At 58.2% G+C, this 13,727-nt stretch carries 15 protein-coding genes; 6 read left to right on the forward strand and 9 right to left on the reverse strand.

Translation table 11 applies throughout. The features are described 5' to 3' along the window. Position 1: 1 nt before the first annotated feature. Positions 2–2,914: a sensor domain-containing phosphodiesterase gene (locus RRU01S_RS16220; protein ID WP_045231396.1), complete on the forward strand. Its 2,913-nt coding sequence runs from the start codon at positions 2–4 to the stop codon at positions 2,912–2,914. On the opposite strand, the gene RRU01S_RS16225 is transcribed toward RRU01S_RS16220, so the two are convergent. The 3 genes from RRU01S_RS16225 to RRU01S_RS16235 all read right to left on the reverse strand — a co-directional run bounded on the left by RRU01S_RS16225 (position 2,893) and on the right by RRU01S_RS16235 (position 5,031). After that, positions 2,893–4,038: a zinc-binding metallopeptidase family protein gene (locus RRU01S_RS16225; RefSeq protein ID WP_045231330.1), complete on the reverse strand. Its 1,146-nt coding sequence runs from the start codon at positions 4,036–4,038 to the stop codon at positions 2,893–2,895. The genes RRU01S_RS16220 and RRU01S_RS16225 overlap by 22 nt on opposite strands. Before the next feature lie 165 nt (positions 4,039–4,203). Then, positions 4,204–4,395 carry a CsbD family protein gene (locus RRU01S_RS16230; protein ID WP_045231331.1) on the reverse strand — a complete coding sequence of 64 codons (192 nt, stop codon included), beginning with the start codon at positions 4,393–4,395 and terminating at the stop codon, positions 4,204–4,206. Between the two features lie 96 nt (positions 4,396–4,491). Next, a complete protein-coding gene (locus tag RRU01S_RS16235; RefSeq protein WP_412674296.1) occupies positions 4,492–5,031 on the reverse strand; it encodes a YqgE/AlgH family protein in 540 nt (179 codons plus the stop codon). Positions 5,032–5,255: 224 nt separating this feature from the next. Between RRU01S_RS16235 and RRU01S_RS16240 the strand changes: the two genes are divergently transcribed. From RRU01S_RS16240 to RRU01S_RS16260, 5 genes are all read left to right on the forward strand, one after another. Next, a complete protein-coding gene (locus RRU01S_RS16240; protein ID WP_045231332.1) occupies positions 5,256–6,104 on the forward strand; it encodes a protein-disulfide reductase DsbD domain-containing protein in 849 nt (282 codons plus the stop codon). Between the two features lie 78 nt (positions 6,105–6,182). Further along, positions 6,183–6,668: a peroxiredoxin gene (locus tag RRU01S_RS16245; protein ID WP_045231333.1), complete on the forward strand. Its 486-nt coding sequence runs from the start codon at positions 6,183–6,185 to the stop codon at positions 6,666–6,668. A 368-nt stretch (positions 6,669–7,036) separates the two neighbouring features. Beyond that, entirely contained in the window at positions 7,037–7,780 is a 744-nt protein-coding gene (locus tag RRU01S_RS16250) for a metal ABC transporter ATP-binding protein (RefSeq protein WP_045231334.1), read from the forward strand. Beyond that, positions 7,777–8,649, forward strand: a complete 873-nt coding sequence (locus RRU01S_RS16255) for a metal ABC transporter permease (protein WP_045231335.1) — start codon at positions 7,777–7,779, stop codon at positions 8,647–8,649. Before RRU01S_RS16250 ends, RRU01S_RS16255 begins: the two co-directional genes overlap by 4 nt. A 17-nt stretch (positions 8,650–8,666) precedes the next feature. After that, on the forward strand, positions 8,667–9,566 hold the full coding sequence (locus RRU01S_RS16260) for a metal ABC transporter substrate-binding protein (protein ID WP_412674292.1): 900 nt from the start codon (positions 8,667–8,669) through the stop codon (positions 9,564–9,566). Positions 9,567–9,632: 66 nt separating this feature from the next. Here the strand turns inward: RRU01S_RS16260 and RRU01S_RS16265 are convergent, their stop codons facing one another. The 6 genes from RRU01S_RS16265 to RRU01S_RS16290 all read right to left on the reverse strand — a co-directional run bounded on the left by RRU01S_RS16265 (position 9,633) and on the right by RRU01S_RS16290 (position 13,706). Continuing rightward, positions 9,633–9,941: a Dabb family protein gene (locus RRU01S_RS16265; RefSeq protein WP_045231336.1), complete on the reverse strand. Its 309-nt coding sequence runs from the start codon at positions 9,939–9,941 to the stop codon at positions 9,633–9,635. A gap of 119 nt (positions 9,942–10,060) precedes the next feature. Beyond that, positions 10,061–10,501, reverse strand: a complete 441-nt coding sequence (gene rnhA, locus RRU01S_RS16270) for a ribonuclease HI (protein ID WP_045231337.1) — start codon at positions 10,499–10,501, stop codon at positions 10,061–10,063. After that, the gene (locus RRU01S_RS16275; protein WP_045231338.1) at positions 10,498–11,466 is read right to left on the reverse strand and encodes a homoserine kinase; all 969 of its coding nucleotides are present in this window, start codon (positions 11,464–11,466) and stop codon (positions 10,498–10,500) included. The genes rnhA and RRU01S_RS16275 overlap by 4 nt, the downstream gene beginning before the upstream one ends. Before the next feature lie 36 nt (positions 11,467–11,502). Continuing rightward, positions 11,503–12,549 carry a 4-hydroxy-3-methylbut-2-enyl diphosphate reductase gene (ispH, locus tag RRU01S_RS16280; protein ID WP_045231339.1) on the reverse strand — a complete coding sequence of 349 codons (1,047 nt, stop codon included), beginning with the start codon at positions 12,547–12,549 and terminating at the stop codon, positions 11,503–11,505. Between the two features lie 25 nt (positions 12,550–12,574). Continuing rightward, positions 12,575–13,351, reverse strand: coding sequence for an SURF1 family protein (locus RRU01S_RS16285; RefSeq protein WP_045231340.1), 777 nt, complete (start codon positions 13,349–13,351; stop codon positions 12,575–12,577). Then, the gene (locus RRU01S_RS16290) at positions 13,320–13,706 is read right to left on the reverse strand and encodes a DUF983 domain-containing protein (RefSeq protein ID WP_045231399.1); all 387 of its coding nucleotides are present in this window, start codon (positions 13,704–13,706) and stop codon (positions 13,320–13,322) included. Before RRU01S_RS16290 ends, RRU01S_RS16285 begins: the two co-directional genes overlap by 32 nt. Positions 13,707–13,727 lie beyond the last annotated feature (21 nt).

A 13,727-nucleotide genomic window follows, 5' to 3' on the forward strand; every position in this document is an offset into this window, starting at 1 on the left:
GATGAGATATATTAGCCTTGCGTCGCGCCCCGTTGGACGTCTTGTGGCCGCAGCGCGCTTTTTTCCCCTGATGCTTGTCTGCGTGTTGTTCGCTGCACAAGCCCACGCCTTCGAGCCGGTCAAGATTTCCCGCGATGACACCGCGTTGGATTTGACGGCGACAACCGATATACATGCCAATCAGGGTGAGGCCTTTCAGGTTTCCACTGCACCTGGCCCCGACGGCATTCGCCGCCGCATCGAGGTGCGCGCGTCTTCGCCCGCGCATCAGGGCGATTGGGCCGTGTTTGCGCTTGCCAACGTATCGGAAGAGCAGCTGGAGCGAGTGATCGTTGCGCCGCATTTCCGTCTGGTGAATTCCAAGCTGTTCTGGCCCGATCTCGGTTCGCAGCGCATCATTGCGATCACACCCAGCGAAGGCTTTGCGCTGGACCGGCAACCGAGCCCCGATGCCGACGTGTTTCGCATCACGCTGAATCCCGGCGCGGTTATCACCTTCGTGGCCGAGTTATCGACACCGCAATTGCCGCAAATCTACCTTTGGGAGCCGGAAGCCTACAAGGATACGATCAACGCCTTTACCTTGTATCGCGGCATCGTTCTGGGCATTGCCGGTCTTCTCGCCGTTCTCCTCACCATTCTTTTCGTCGTCAAAGGCACGTCCGTTCTGCCTGCGTCGGCTGCTCTTTCCTGGGCGGTTTTGGCCTATATCTGTGTCGATTTCGGCTTTCTGGAAAAGCTGATTACCGTCACATCAAGCGACGAGCGAATATGGCGCGCGGGTGCCGAGGTTGCACTCGCTTCCAGTTTCGTGGTCTTCCTGTTCACCTATCTGAACCTGAACCGATGGCACGCGCATCTGGGTTACGCGACATTTGCTTGGATCATCGGCCTTGGTGCGCTGTTCGGCGTCGCCATCTACGATCCCTCCATCGCCTCGGGCATTGCGCGCCTCTCCTTTGCGCTTACCGCCACTGCGGGACTGGTGCTCATCATCTATCTCGGCTTCAACCGTTATGACCGCGCCATTCTGCTGGTGCCGTCCTGGGCGCTCATTCTTGTCTGGCTGTTCGGCAGTTGGCTGACGGTCACGGGGCAATTGGACAATGACATCGTTCAGCCCGCTCTGGGCGGTGGCCTTGTTCTCATCGTGCTCCTGATTGGATTTACCGTCATCCAGCATGCCTTTGCGGGCAGTGCCTATCAGCAAGGCCTGTTTTCCGATCTGGAGCGGCAATCGCTGGCGCTGACTGGCAGCGGTGACACCGTTTGGGACTGGGACGTCACGCGCGACCGCATCGTCACCACACCCGATGTTTCGGTCAAGCTGGGCCTGAACCCTGGCACAATGCATGGTGCCGCGCGTAACTGGATTCCGCGCCTGCATCCAGACGACCGCGACCGCTTCAAGGCGACGCTGGACGTGCTGCTGGACCACCGTAAGGGACGGCTCAACCACGAATTCCGCATTCGTGCCGAAGACGGGCATTTTCACTGGCTGCAAATCCGCGCGCGGCCTGTTCTGGGCTCCAACGGTGAAATCATTCGCTGCGTCGGCACGATCACCGATATCACCGAACAGAAAAATTCCGTCGAGCGGCTGTTGCAGGACGCGCTAAGCGACAATCTGACCGGTCTTCCGAACCGTCAGGTCTTCCTCGACCGGCTGCAATCCGTCCTCAACCTCGCGCCGGAGGGCGAGACCGTTCGCCCAACCGTGATGGCCATCGATATCGACCGCTACAAGCTGGTCAACGATACGCTCGGCATAGCCGCTGGCGATAATATCCTCATCGCTCTCACGCGCCGTTTGCGCCGTCTGCTGAAACCGCAGGATACGCTGGCGCGGCTTTCCGGCGACGAGTTCGGCTTGATCCTGGTATCGGAACGTGACCCACAGCGCGTGGCGGATTTTGCCGAGGCGGTGAACAAGGCGATCATGGTGCCGATCAATTTCGCCAATCGCGAAATCGTGCTCACGGCGTCCATCGGTCTCGTGTCGTGGATCGACCAGCAGGAAAACGCCGCCGGTCTGCTCAGCGATGCCGAACTTGCCATGTACCGGGCCAAACGCGCTGGCGGCAATCGCGTCGAGCCATTCCGCCCTGCCTTCCGCACTTCCGGCACCGACCGTTTGCAAATGGAAAGCGATCTTCGTCGCGCCATCGAGCGCAAGGAACTGTCGCTGGCCTATCAGCCGATCATCAAGCTCGACAATGGTGATCTGGCCGGCTTTGAAGCGCTGATGCGTTGGGAGCATCCCAAGCGCGGCTCGATCCCACCTTCTGAATTCATTCCGATCGCCGAAGCTTCCGGGCTTATCGAACCGCTCGGCATGTTTGCGCTGGAACGGGCTGCGACAGACCTGATGGACTGGCAACACGCCATCGACAAGCTGCCGATCTTCATTTCGGTGAACATCTCCAGCGCCCAGCTTTTGAACAACGAGCTTTACAACGACGTGCGCAGTATGTTGCAGCGGACCCGTTGCAATCCCAAGCAATTGAAGCTCGAACTGACCGAATCCATCGTGATGGAAAACCCGGAACAGGCGCGGCTGGTGCTGGCGAAATTGAAGGAAACGGGCCTCAGCCTGGCGCTCGATGATTTCGGCACGGGTTATTCATCGCTTGCCTATCTCACGCGCTTTCCGTTCGACACGATCAAGCTGGACAAGGCGCTGGTCGCCAATACCAGCGACAAGCGCAACGTGCTGTTGCGCTCGATCATCGCCATGGCACGTGCGCTAGAGATGCAGGTGGTGGCCGAAGGCATCGAAACGCCTGAAGATGCAGCAGAGCTTGCCCGCATGAATTGTCATTACGGGCAGAGCTTCCTGTTCGGCACGCCGGATACGCCAGATGCGGCGTTGCGCCTGTTGAAAGAGCGCTATCAGGTGGTGAAGAGAGCCTGAGTTTGATCTGCGGGCTGCTGTGGCGGCTGCGCCTGTGAGTGTACTTCATTCTGCTGCTGTGCCGGGATTTGTCCGTGCAGAAGCTGGTGCATGAACTCCAGTTTATCGACAACGGCGGGCGCCAGCACAAAGGGGTAGAGGTCTGCCTCGCCCATGCTGCGCTGCATGGAGTTCAGCGCAACGCTCAATGGTATCCACGCACTGACCAGCTGTTTTGCACTGCGTGCGCGATACGGATCGAAGCTGACATCGGCTTCCAGTTCCTCGTGACCTTCCGGCTCGATGGCAATGCCGAAGGCATGTGCGGTCTCCAGTGTATCGACGATGTGCAGATAATGCGCGAAGCATTCCGCAAAGTCCTCCCACGGGTGGACGGAGGCGTAGGAGCTGATGAAGCTCTGCTGCCAGCCAAGCAGCGGGCCTTGGTCGTAATTACGCTTCAAGGCCTCGCCGTAATCGGCGCGGTCGTCGCCAAACACTGCGCGGCATGCATCCAGCCTGTCGGCGTCGCGCACCAGCTTGTTCCAGATGAAGTGGCCGACCTCGTGGCGGAAATGGCCGAGCATGGTGCGGTAGGGCTCGTTCATGTTGCTTTTGATCTGCTCACGGGTCGCATCGTCGGATTCCGCTGCGCGAATGGCGATCAGGCCCTCGTCATGACCCGTCATGGCCGGAATGATCGAGCCATCAGCTGCGACCTCATCCACGAGGAAGTCAAAGACGAGCCCGCCCTGCGGATCGACATCGCGGTTGGGATGCGGCAGGCCCAAGCGCAGCATGGAGTAAAACAGGTGGCGTTGCGCCTGGCTCAACCGGCGCCATTGTTCAACACCCTCTTCCGTCGAGGTATCCGGTACCAGTCGGTTATGGCTGCAGGCCGGGCAGAAATTGCTGTTGCTTTCCGCAGGCACAGACCAGTTGCAAATGTCGTTTACCTCATTGGCGCAAAACCGCACCTGACGCTCAGGGTTTGCGACCAGCGACCAGTTCGGATCGCCAGCAGGCTCGATGGCTTCCATGGTGAGTGTCTGGGGCACGAAGACCAGACGATGCCCGCATTTGACGCAGGAACGGTTGTCGAAATGGACGAGCTGCCCACAGGCCGCGCACGAGAATAGCTGCATTTCCTGCTCCTAAAAAAACACCGAACCGGAGACCCCGCAATTGGGTGCTTCAGACAGTTCGATGTTTGAGAATGGTTTGTTTAGAGATGAAAAAGCGCACGTGTCGAAAAACAACACATGCGCTCTGATTATCATAGTCAGCGTGGTGGCTGACGTACCGAATCGTTAGATGCGATCGACGGCGCCTTTTACGGCATCCTTGGCTTTGCCAGTCGTGGACTGGATTTTGCCCTTGGTTTCCTGCGCTGCACCATCGGCGCGCAGACGGTCGTTGTCCGTTGCCTTGCCAACGCCCTGCTTGACCTTGCCAGCGACTTCATTGGCCTTGCCAGCAACTTTATCAGACATGCTACCCATGATGCTTCTCCCTAGTTTTTAAACCAGACTTGGCGCTGGCAACCGGTGTAAAAACGCGGGCAGTCAAATTTTAGTTCCGCTTAATTTTAAATTCCCTCACGCATGACCGGCCTGTGCCGACAGCATTCTGGGATCGACGCCCATCAGGGCAAGAGCGCGTTCGTATTTGTTGTCCAGCGTTCGATCAAAGATGAGCTCTTCGGACGCCGGGCAGTTGAGCCAGCCATTGTTGGCCATCTCGTTTTCCAGCTGCCCCGCACCCCATCCGGCATAGCCCAGAAGCATGGTGGCACGGTCCGGCCCCTGGCCGCTGGAAATGGCCCGCACGATATCCAGCGTCGAGGTAAGCGAGATATCATCGCTGACGGGAATGCTGGATTCGCTACTGTAATCATCCGAATGCAGAACGAAGCCCCTGCCCGCTTCCACAGGTCCCCCGCATTGAATGGGGAAGTCGCGGGTGTGAGTGGGCAGCATGATGGCGTCGGTCTGGTCCATCATTTTCAGATGCAGCAAAACGTCGGTGAAGGTGATCTGCTGGCTGCGGTTGATGATGAAGCCCATAGCACCCTCATCGGAGTGCGCGCAGATGTAGACCACGGAGCGTTCGAAAGCCCCACCTTCCAATCCCGGCATCGCGATCAGAAAATGGCCATCCAGGAAGCCTCTCTCTTTCTTGTCCAAAAGGTTCGCAAAGGTCACTGGCGCCTCCGGTCTGCGATCCTGTCGTGACACGGGAACGGCATAGGGGTTGGTCATAACGCAAGGATGCGACATGCGGGCCAATCAATCAACCGAAAATGATGAATGGGTGAAAATCGTAACTTGGCCCCCGGCGCATGTTAGGCTAGACCGAAAACATGAACGCCAAGGACTTTTTCATCATCCGTACATCGCTGCCTGTGCTTGCCCTTATCGTTGCCACAGCTTTCATTCCCAAAATGGCACATGCCGATACAACGGAGTGGGCGCAAAGCGAAGGCGGGCGCATGCGTGTTGTCAGCCTGCCTGCCGATGCCAATGGCCGCATTGAGGCGGTGTTGCAGATCGACCTCAAACCGGGCTGGATCACCTATTGGCGCGAGCCTGGGGAATCGGGCATTCCGCCGAAGATCACCGTGGAAAAGACGAGCGAGGCAAGCCTCACATCTCTCTCCTTCCCGGTGCCCAAGCTCATCAAGAACGATGAGATCGAAGATATCGGTTATGACGCGTCGGTGTCGCTCCCCTTCATTCTGCAATCCCAGCCCGGATCGGACGACGAAAAGACCCGCCTGACAGCCTTTATCGGCGTGTGCCTGAACATTTGCATTCCCTTCGAGGCGAGCTTCGACATCGCCAAAGGCCAGGGTAACTCGGCAACGCAGGAAGAGACCGATGCAATCGCTGCAGCAAAAGCCACGTTACCGGCCACTGCCACGGATGATTTCAAGGTTCAGAGTTTCCACATCACGCCTGACAAGACGCTTTTGGGCGTGGAGTTGCGCCTGCCGGAAAACGCGCCCAAGGAGACAGAAATCTTTGTTGCCGGACCATCCGGTTACGCCTATTTCGAACCGCAAAACATGGTGCGCGACAAGCGCAAGCTCTCCTTCTACATGAACATCAAGGGACTGCCGAAATCCTACAATCCGAGAGGGCAGCACTGGACCATTCTGGTCAAGTCCGGTGATCAGGTCATGGAAGCGCCGCTTGATTTTCCGCAGTGATACATGCCAAAAATCGTGGCGACTTTGTAAAATCATCCTTTATAGTCGCGCCGCATCATTGCCACAGGAGCGATATTCATGACCATCAAGATTGGCGACAAACTCCCCTCTGCGACCTTCAAAGAAAAGACGGCTGACGGCCCGGTTGATACCACCACCGATGCTCTTTTCGGCGGCAAGAAGGTCGTTGTCTTCGCCGTTCCCGGCGCCTTCACCCCAACCTGCTCGCTCAACCATCTTCCCGGCTATCTCGAAAACCGTGACGCTATTCTGGCTCGCGGCGTCGATGACATCGCCGTTATCGCCGTCAATGACTGGCACGTCATGGGCGCATGGGCACAATCATCCGGCGGACAGGGCAAAATCCACTTCCTGGCCGATTGGGACGCCTCCTTCACCAAGTCTCTCGGCCTCGATGCCGATCTTTCCGCAGGCAGCCTCGGCGTGCGCTCCAAGCGCTACTCCATGCTGGTGGAAGACGGCGTGGTAAAGTCGCTGAACGTAGAAGAAAATCCAGGCCAAGCGACGGTCTCGTCGGCTGCAACCATGATCGAACAGCTTTAAGCGGCATCTGTTTTCATTACCGACATCCCCGGTCTCGTACCGGGGATTTCTTTATGCAGGGTTCGCGATCCGTCTTTGATGATTTGAGTCATGCGCTGGTTGTGACCCAATTTCCGCGTTGCTTTTCCGCCGATCCAAAACAGCGCACTCGTCACACCCCTCCCGCAGAAACATCAAAATTTCCCGCCATTGTTCCGCCGTAATTGTTATACTATTACAGTAACTGTATAACATTTTTGTGAGCATCCAATGCTGCATCCTTTCTCCCTCCACCGCTTATTGCGTCACTCCGTCCCGACCCGCCTCCTCATCGTGACAGTCGTTCTAGTACCGCTTTGGCTTGCCATCGCCTGGGCGGTGCGTCTGTCATGAGCGATGCAGCTGTGTTGACGATCGACAATCTGACGGTGGCGTATGATCGCCATCCCGCCGTGCACCACATCTCGGGTCGCTTCAACGCAGGCAGCCTGACGGCCATTGCCGGGCCGAATGGCGCGGGCAAATCCACGCTGCTGAAAGCGATCATCGGGGATATCAAAGCCTCCCAGGGCAGCATCACCCATACGTTGAAGCGAGCCGAATTTGGTTATCTTCCGCAGGCTGCCGATATCAACCGGCGCTTTCCGATCTCGGTGCTGGAAACGGTGGTGCTGGGCGCATGGAAAATGGCGGGCGCCTTCGGCAGCATCGGCAAAAGAGAGGAAAGGCGGGCGCAGGACGCGCTGGCAACCGTTGGCTTGGCTGGTTTTGAAAACCGCTCCATCAGTGCGCTGTCTGCCGGTCAGTTTCAGCGCGTGCTGTTTGCCCGGTTGCTGTTGCAGGATGCCAGCGTCATTCTTCTGGACGAACCCTTCACCGCCATCGATGCACGGACGACTCGCGACCTGCTGGAAATCGTCACCCGCTGGCATGGCGAGGGTCGCACCGTCGTTGCCGTCCTGCATGATTTCGATCAGGTGCGCGCGCATTTTCCCGAAACTCTGCTGATTGCCCGCGAATTGATCGCCTGGGGGCCGACGCCGCAGGTCATGTCACCGACCAATCTCATGCGCGCTCGCACCATGGCCGAGCGCTGGGATGACAATAGCGACGTCTGCGAGCCCGCAGCATGACCGCCTACGACATCTTTCTCGCTCCGTTTCAGGATTATGGTTTCATGCGCCGGGCGCTGGTCGCGTGTTTCTGTCTTGCAGCAGGGGCAAGCCCCATCGGCGTGTTCTTGATGTTGCGCCGCATGAGCCTGATGGGCGATGCGCTTAGCCACGCCATTCTGCCCGGAGCGGCCATCGGCTATCTCATCGCCGGATCGCTCTCCTTGACGGCCATGGGCCTTGGCGGCTTGGTTGCCGGGCTATCGGTCGCGCTTCTGTCCGGCATCGTCAGCCGCATAACCCCGCTCCAAGAAGATGCGAGTTTTGCCAGTTTCTATCTCGCCTCCCTTGCGCTGGGCGTGTTGATCGTTTCCCTGCGCGGATCGAATGTCGATCTCCTGCATGTGCTGTTCGGCACGATTCTGGCCATCGACGCGCCAGCGCTCTACCAGATCGGGGCGATCACGTCGCTAACCCTCATCGTTCTCGCCATCATCTATCGCCCGTTGGTCACAGAATGCTTCGACCCCGGTTTCTTGAGAGCGGTAGGTGGGCGCGGGCCGATCTATCACGTGGTGTTTCTGGTGTTGGTCGTCATCAATCTGGTGGCGAGCTTTCAGGCACTGGGCACGCTGATGGCCGTAGGGTTGATGATGCTGCCTGCCGCCATCGCCCAACTGTGGACGCGCAGCCTGCCCGCCATGCTGGTTCTGGCAGCCCTGAGCGCCGCCATCTCCGGCTATGTCGGCCTCGTTGTGTCCTACCATCTCGAACTGGCTTCGGGACCCACCATCATCATGGCTGCAACATGCCTGTACGGGCTGTCCATTCTGGCAGCACCGGCAGGTCTGGCAGGACGCTATTTCACCCGCCCGCACTTGAAGGGCTAACCCCAGGAGACCTCCCCATGTTGTCCCGTACATCTCTTTTGACTGCCGCTGCCATACCTGCCCTGTTGGCATTCACAGCACCTGTCTCTGCCGCCGAACTCAAGGCCGTCGCTTCTTTCACGGTGCTGGCCGATGTCGTCAAGCAGGTGGGGGGCAGCCATGTCACCGTCACCAGCCTTGTGAAGCCCGATGGCGATCCGCATGAATTCGAGCCGTCACCATCGGACGCCAAAAGCCTGAAGGCGGCGGATGTTGTCTTTGTCAGCGGCCTTGGCCTGGAAGGCTGGATGGACCGGCTGATTTCCGCATCCGGCTATAAGGGAACACCCGTGACAGTGTCGGAGGGCATCACGACACGCAACATGGAAGAGGATGGCAAGACCATCACCGACCCGCATGTCTGGAACAGCCCTGTTAACGTCAAGGTCTGGGTGAAGAACATCGAAACGACGCTTGCTGCCGCAGATCCGGCCGATGCCCAGGACTTCAAGACCAATGCCGATGCCTATCTCAAGACGCTGGATGCGCTCGATGCCTTTGCGCACTCCAAGTTCGACACCATTCCAGAGGACCGCCGCAAGGTGCTGACCAGCCACGATGCTTTCGGTTATTTCGGGCGGGACTATAAGGTGACGTTCCTGTCGCCCTTGGGTGTGTCCACCGAAACGGAAGCTTCTGCCGGAGACGTGGCCAAGCTGATCGAGCAGATCAAGGCCGAGAATGTGAAGACCTATTTCTTCGAAAACTCGAACGACCCGCGTCTGGTGAAACAGGTGGCCAAGGCAACCGGCGCGAAGCCTGGCGGTGAGCTTTATGTGGAAGCGCTTTCCAAGGCCAAGGGGCCTGCCCCGACCTATGAGAAGATGTTCCGCTACAATGTCGAGCAACTGGCAGCGGCGATCAACAAATCCAGCTAAGCCACTGAATAAAAAAGAGGTGCAGAGCCGATCTGCACCTCGTCTCATCTATCAGATGAAGACCGATCAGGCCGCCATATCAAACACCAATAGGCCAGCCGCGCCGCCATCCACGAGGCCCATCAACCGCTCGCCGACATCCATATGTTGAGGGTGCGCCAGATATTCGTCACGCGCTTCGATGCTGTCGAGCGTTACGACGAAACCATCCATGAAGCCGCCATTCAAGCCTTCGGACGAAACGTTCTGGCCACATTTAACATCGAGTATGCCGGGAATGACGTTTTTCAGCTCAGTGATGGCATCGAAAATACCCTGCTTTTCACCTGAAGTCGTCGCGGATTTGAAGCGTATGAATACGCAATGCATGATCATGAAGTGTCCCTCGCCTGTTTTGTATTTTGGCAGCAAGATAGGTCTGAAAGCGCGATGCGCAACCCCAAATGCATGTGGGTACGGAAGCGCGCAAAGACGGGCGTGAAAATACCCGCCAGCTACCGACGTTTGAACGGCTCCATGCCCTTGCGGGCAAGCTCGTCGGCGCGTTCGTTTTCCGGGTGTCCGGCATGACCTTTGACCCAATGCAAGGTCACCTTGTGGCGCTCTCGCGCCAGTTCCAGCGCCTGCCAAAGCTCGACATTCTTGACGGGTTTGTTGTCAGCTGTCTTCCAGCCTTTTTTCTTCCAGCCGAAAATCCACTTGGTGATGCCGTCTTTCACATAGGCGCTGTCGGTGTAGAGATCGACTTCGCAGGGTGATTTCAGGGCGTTGAGCGACGAGATGGCCGCCATCAGCTCCATGCGGTTATTGGTGGTCTCAGCCTCGCCGCCGCACAGTTCCTTTTCTGTCTCGCCGTAGCGAAGAACCGCGCCCCAGCCACCTGGCCCCGGATTGCCCGAGCAGGCGCCATCGGTGAAAATATCGACATGCTTCATGGTGCGGTCAGTCCATACTCAGCCACATCGCGCACGGCGCGGTGGAAGCGCAGCTTGCGCAGATATTCTAGCGGGTCTTTCTTGACCACAAGCGCACCCTCCGGCGTCGTCAGCCAGTCGTAAAGACGCGTCAGGAAGAACCGCAGCGCCGAACCGCGCGCCAGAAGCGGCAGCGCATCCAGTTCTGCGTCACTCATCGGCCGCACGGACTGGTAGCCCTCCAGCAGCGCCTTGCCCTTGGTCACGTTGTAAGAACCATCCTTTTCAAAGCACCAGGCGTTGAGGCAGATCGAGACGTCATAGGCCAGCAGATCGTTGCAGGCGAAGTAGAAGTCGATCAGACCCGAGAGATCATCACCGAGGAAAAAGACGTTGTCCTGGAACAGGTCGGCGTGGATCACGCCAGCGGGCAAGTCTTTCGGCCAGTGAGCAGCGAGATCATCGAGATCGGCTCGGATTTCCTGCTGCAACCCCTTTTCGACCTCATCGGCGCGGGCTTCCGACTTATCCCACAGAACCTTCCAGCCTTCGACAGAGAGCGCGTTGGGGCGTTTGAGCTCGAAGCCCTCGCCCGCCAGGTGCATGGCGGCCAGCGCCTTGCCCACCTCCCGGCAATGGCGCGCTTCCGGTTTGCGCAGCCACATGCCTTCCAGAAACGAGATGAGCGCAGCCGGACGACCCGACAGTTCGCCAAGCAGCTCGCCATCGTGACGGGGCAGCGGTAGCGGGCACGACAGGCCTTTTGCAAACAGATGCTGCTTCAGCCCCAAGAAAAACGGTAGGTCTGATTTCTCGACGCGCTTTTCATAAAGCGTCAGGATCAGCGGCTCCTTGGTGGTATGCAGCAGAAAATTGGTGTTTTCGACGCCCTCGGCAATGCCCTTGTAGGAGGTCAACTCACCGACATCATATTGCGTGAGAAAATGCTTCAGATCGTCTTCGCTGATATCGGTATAGACTGCCAATTTGTGATCTCTTATGCGGGAAAAAGATGTTTGGGATCAAACCGCGGGCGTCGGTTTAGGCGGCAGAGCGTCGCTTGCGGTGCCGTTGACGAAGGCCATGTCCTGCGTGGTCAGTTCGATATCGCGCAATTCGCGGTTGACAAGAAAGTGCTCGGTTTCTTCGACCGTCACGGCGAGATCCAGCGTCGTCTCGTAGCGCGCCTTGAAGGCCTGGATGATCTCGTCGACGATGACCTCGGGCGCAGAGGCACCGGCAGACAGACCAACCGTCTGCACGTCGCCGATCTCATTCCAGTCGATTTCGGCGGCGCGCTGCACCAGCACTGAGCGCTTGGCACCGGCGCGCAACGCCACTTCCACCAGCCGCTTGGAGTTGGAGGAATTCGGCGCACCGACGACGATGAACAAGTCGCAACCGGGTGCCGCCTGCTTTACCGCGTCCTGGCGATTGGTGGTGGCGTAACAAATGCTGTCTGCCGCAGGGGCCTGCATGGCTGGAAAACGTTCCTGAAGCTTGGCGATGACGCCTGCCGTGTCGTCCACGGATAGCGTCGTCTGCGTGACGAAACCCAGGTTTTCCGTATCGACCGGCTGATAGCGAGCGGCGTCCTCTACCGTATCGACGAGCGATACCGAGCCTTCCGGCAATTGGCCCATGGTGCCGATGACCTCAGGGTGACCTGCATGGCCGATGAGAACCACATGGCGACCAAGGCGCTGGTGGCGCATCGCTTGTTTGTGGACCTTGGAGACCAGCGGGCAGGTCGCGTCTAGATAAAACAGGTTTCTAGCCTGAGCATCCTCGGGCACGGATTTCGGCACACCATGGGCGGAAAACACCACGGGCTGCTGGCGGTGCTCTGGCGGAATTTCGTTCAGTTCTTCCACGAAAATCGCGCCCTTGGCTTCCAGCCCTTCCACGACATAGCGGTTATGGACGATTTCGTGACGGACATAGACGGGAGCGCCATAGGCCTTCAAGGCCAGAACGACGATCTGAATGGCGCGGTCGACACCGGCACAAAAGCCGCGCGGGCCGCAAAGCCTGATCGTCAGAGGCGGTTTGGAAACGGCAATATTCATTCCTTCTCCTTCAGCCTCCCGTGCGTCATTCCCTGGAATTTCTTACGCCCCGGACATAGGCAAAACCGACCACGATGACAAGAGCGAGCGCCAATCCGTACCATGTAATCGCATATTGAAGGTGATTATTCGGCAGATCGATGAGCGTCACGCCGCCCTTCGGCCAGCCGCCGGGGTTGGGTGCATCGTTGGCATCCACGAAAAACGGCAGAACCTGATCGGGTGGCAGAGCAGCGCTTCTTGCCATCGCCGACAGGTCTTTCCAGTAGTAGATATTCTTGCCCGGTTCATTGTCCGGCAGAAGGCTGGAGGGCTTTGCATCAAGCCGCGCGCGCGCCAGACCTTCGACGGTCACCAACCCTTCGACTTCACCCTCGGCCCGCTTTGCGGGGTCTTTCATGTCATAGAGCACGAAACCGCGATTGATGAAGATCGACCGTCCATCCACAAGGCGAAGCGGCGTGTAAATGTAATAGCCCGTCTGTCCCTGGAACGTCGCGAAGAAATGCTGCTCCTTGGCATGATCGAAGGTGCCGGAAACTGTCACGGTCCGATATTCGATATCGTCGCCGGATTTGGCCATCGCCTCGATCTGGGCGAGCGGTGCGGCAGGAGCCTGTGTCCGCTGCTGAATATCGGCGAGCAGCGCCTCCTTCCAGTACATGCGCTTGACCTGCCATGTGCCCAGCGCCAGCAGAAGCACCAGCGCCAACAGCACCAAGGGGGCGGCAAACCACATGCGGCGATGATTCGGCTTGAGGGTCTTGCTATCAGTCACGATCAATCCGGCCCTCACTGGCATTGTGGCGATATTGCAAGGCGATCATGATGCCCTTCATCTTCTTCAGCAAAACAAGGGAAATGATAATGGCGAGCGGTATCCAGATCAATGCATGCAGCCAGACGGGCGGCGCAAAGCGCGCATCGAACCACAACGCCATGCCGATGATGAGAAAACCGACGATGAGCATGACGAAAACGGCTGGCCCCTCACCCGCGTCGGCAAAGGCATAATCGAGGCCGCAGGCGCTGCACTTTGGTTTCAGCGTCAAAAAGCCTTTGAACAATCTGCCGTGGCCGCAACGGGGGCAGCAACCGCGCAGACCGACTTTGACCGGGTCCACCGGTGGATAGAGCGCCTCGTCGTCCTGCGTCATCATATCCGCCCTTTCAAGATC

The organism is Agrobacterium rubi TR3 = NBRC 13261 (assembly GCF_000739935.1).
Taxonomy (GTDB): Bacteria; Pseudomonadota; Alphaproteobacteria; order Rhizobiales; family Rhizobiaceae; genus Agrobacterium; species Agrobacterium rubi.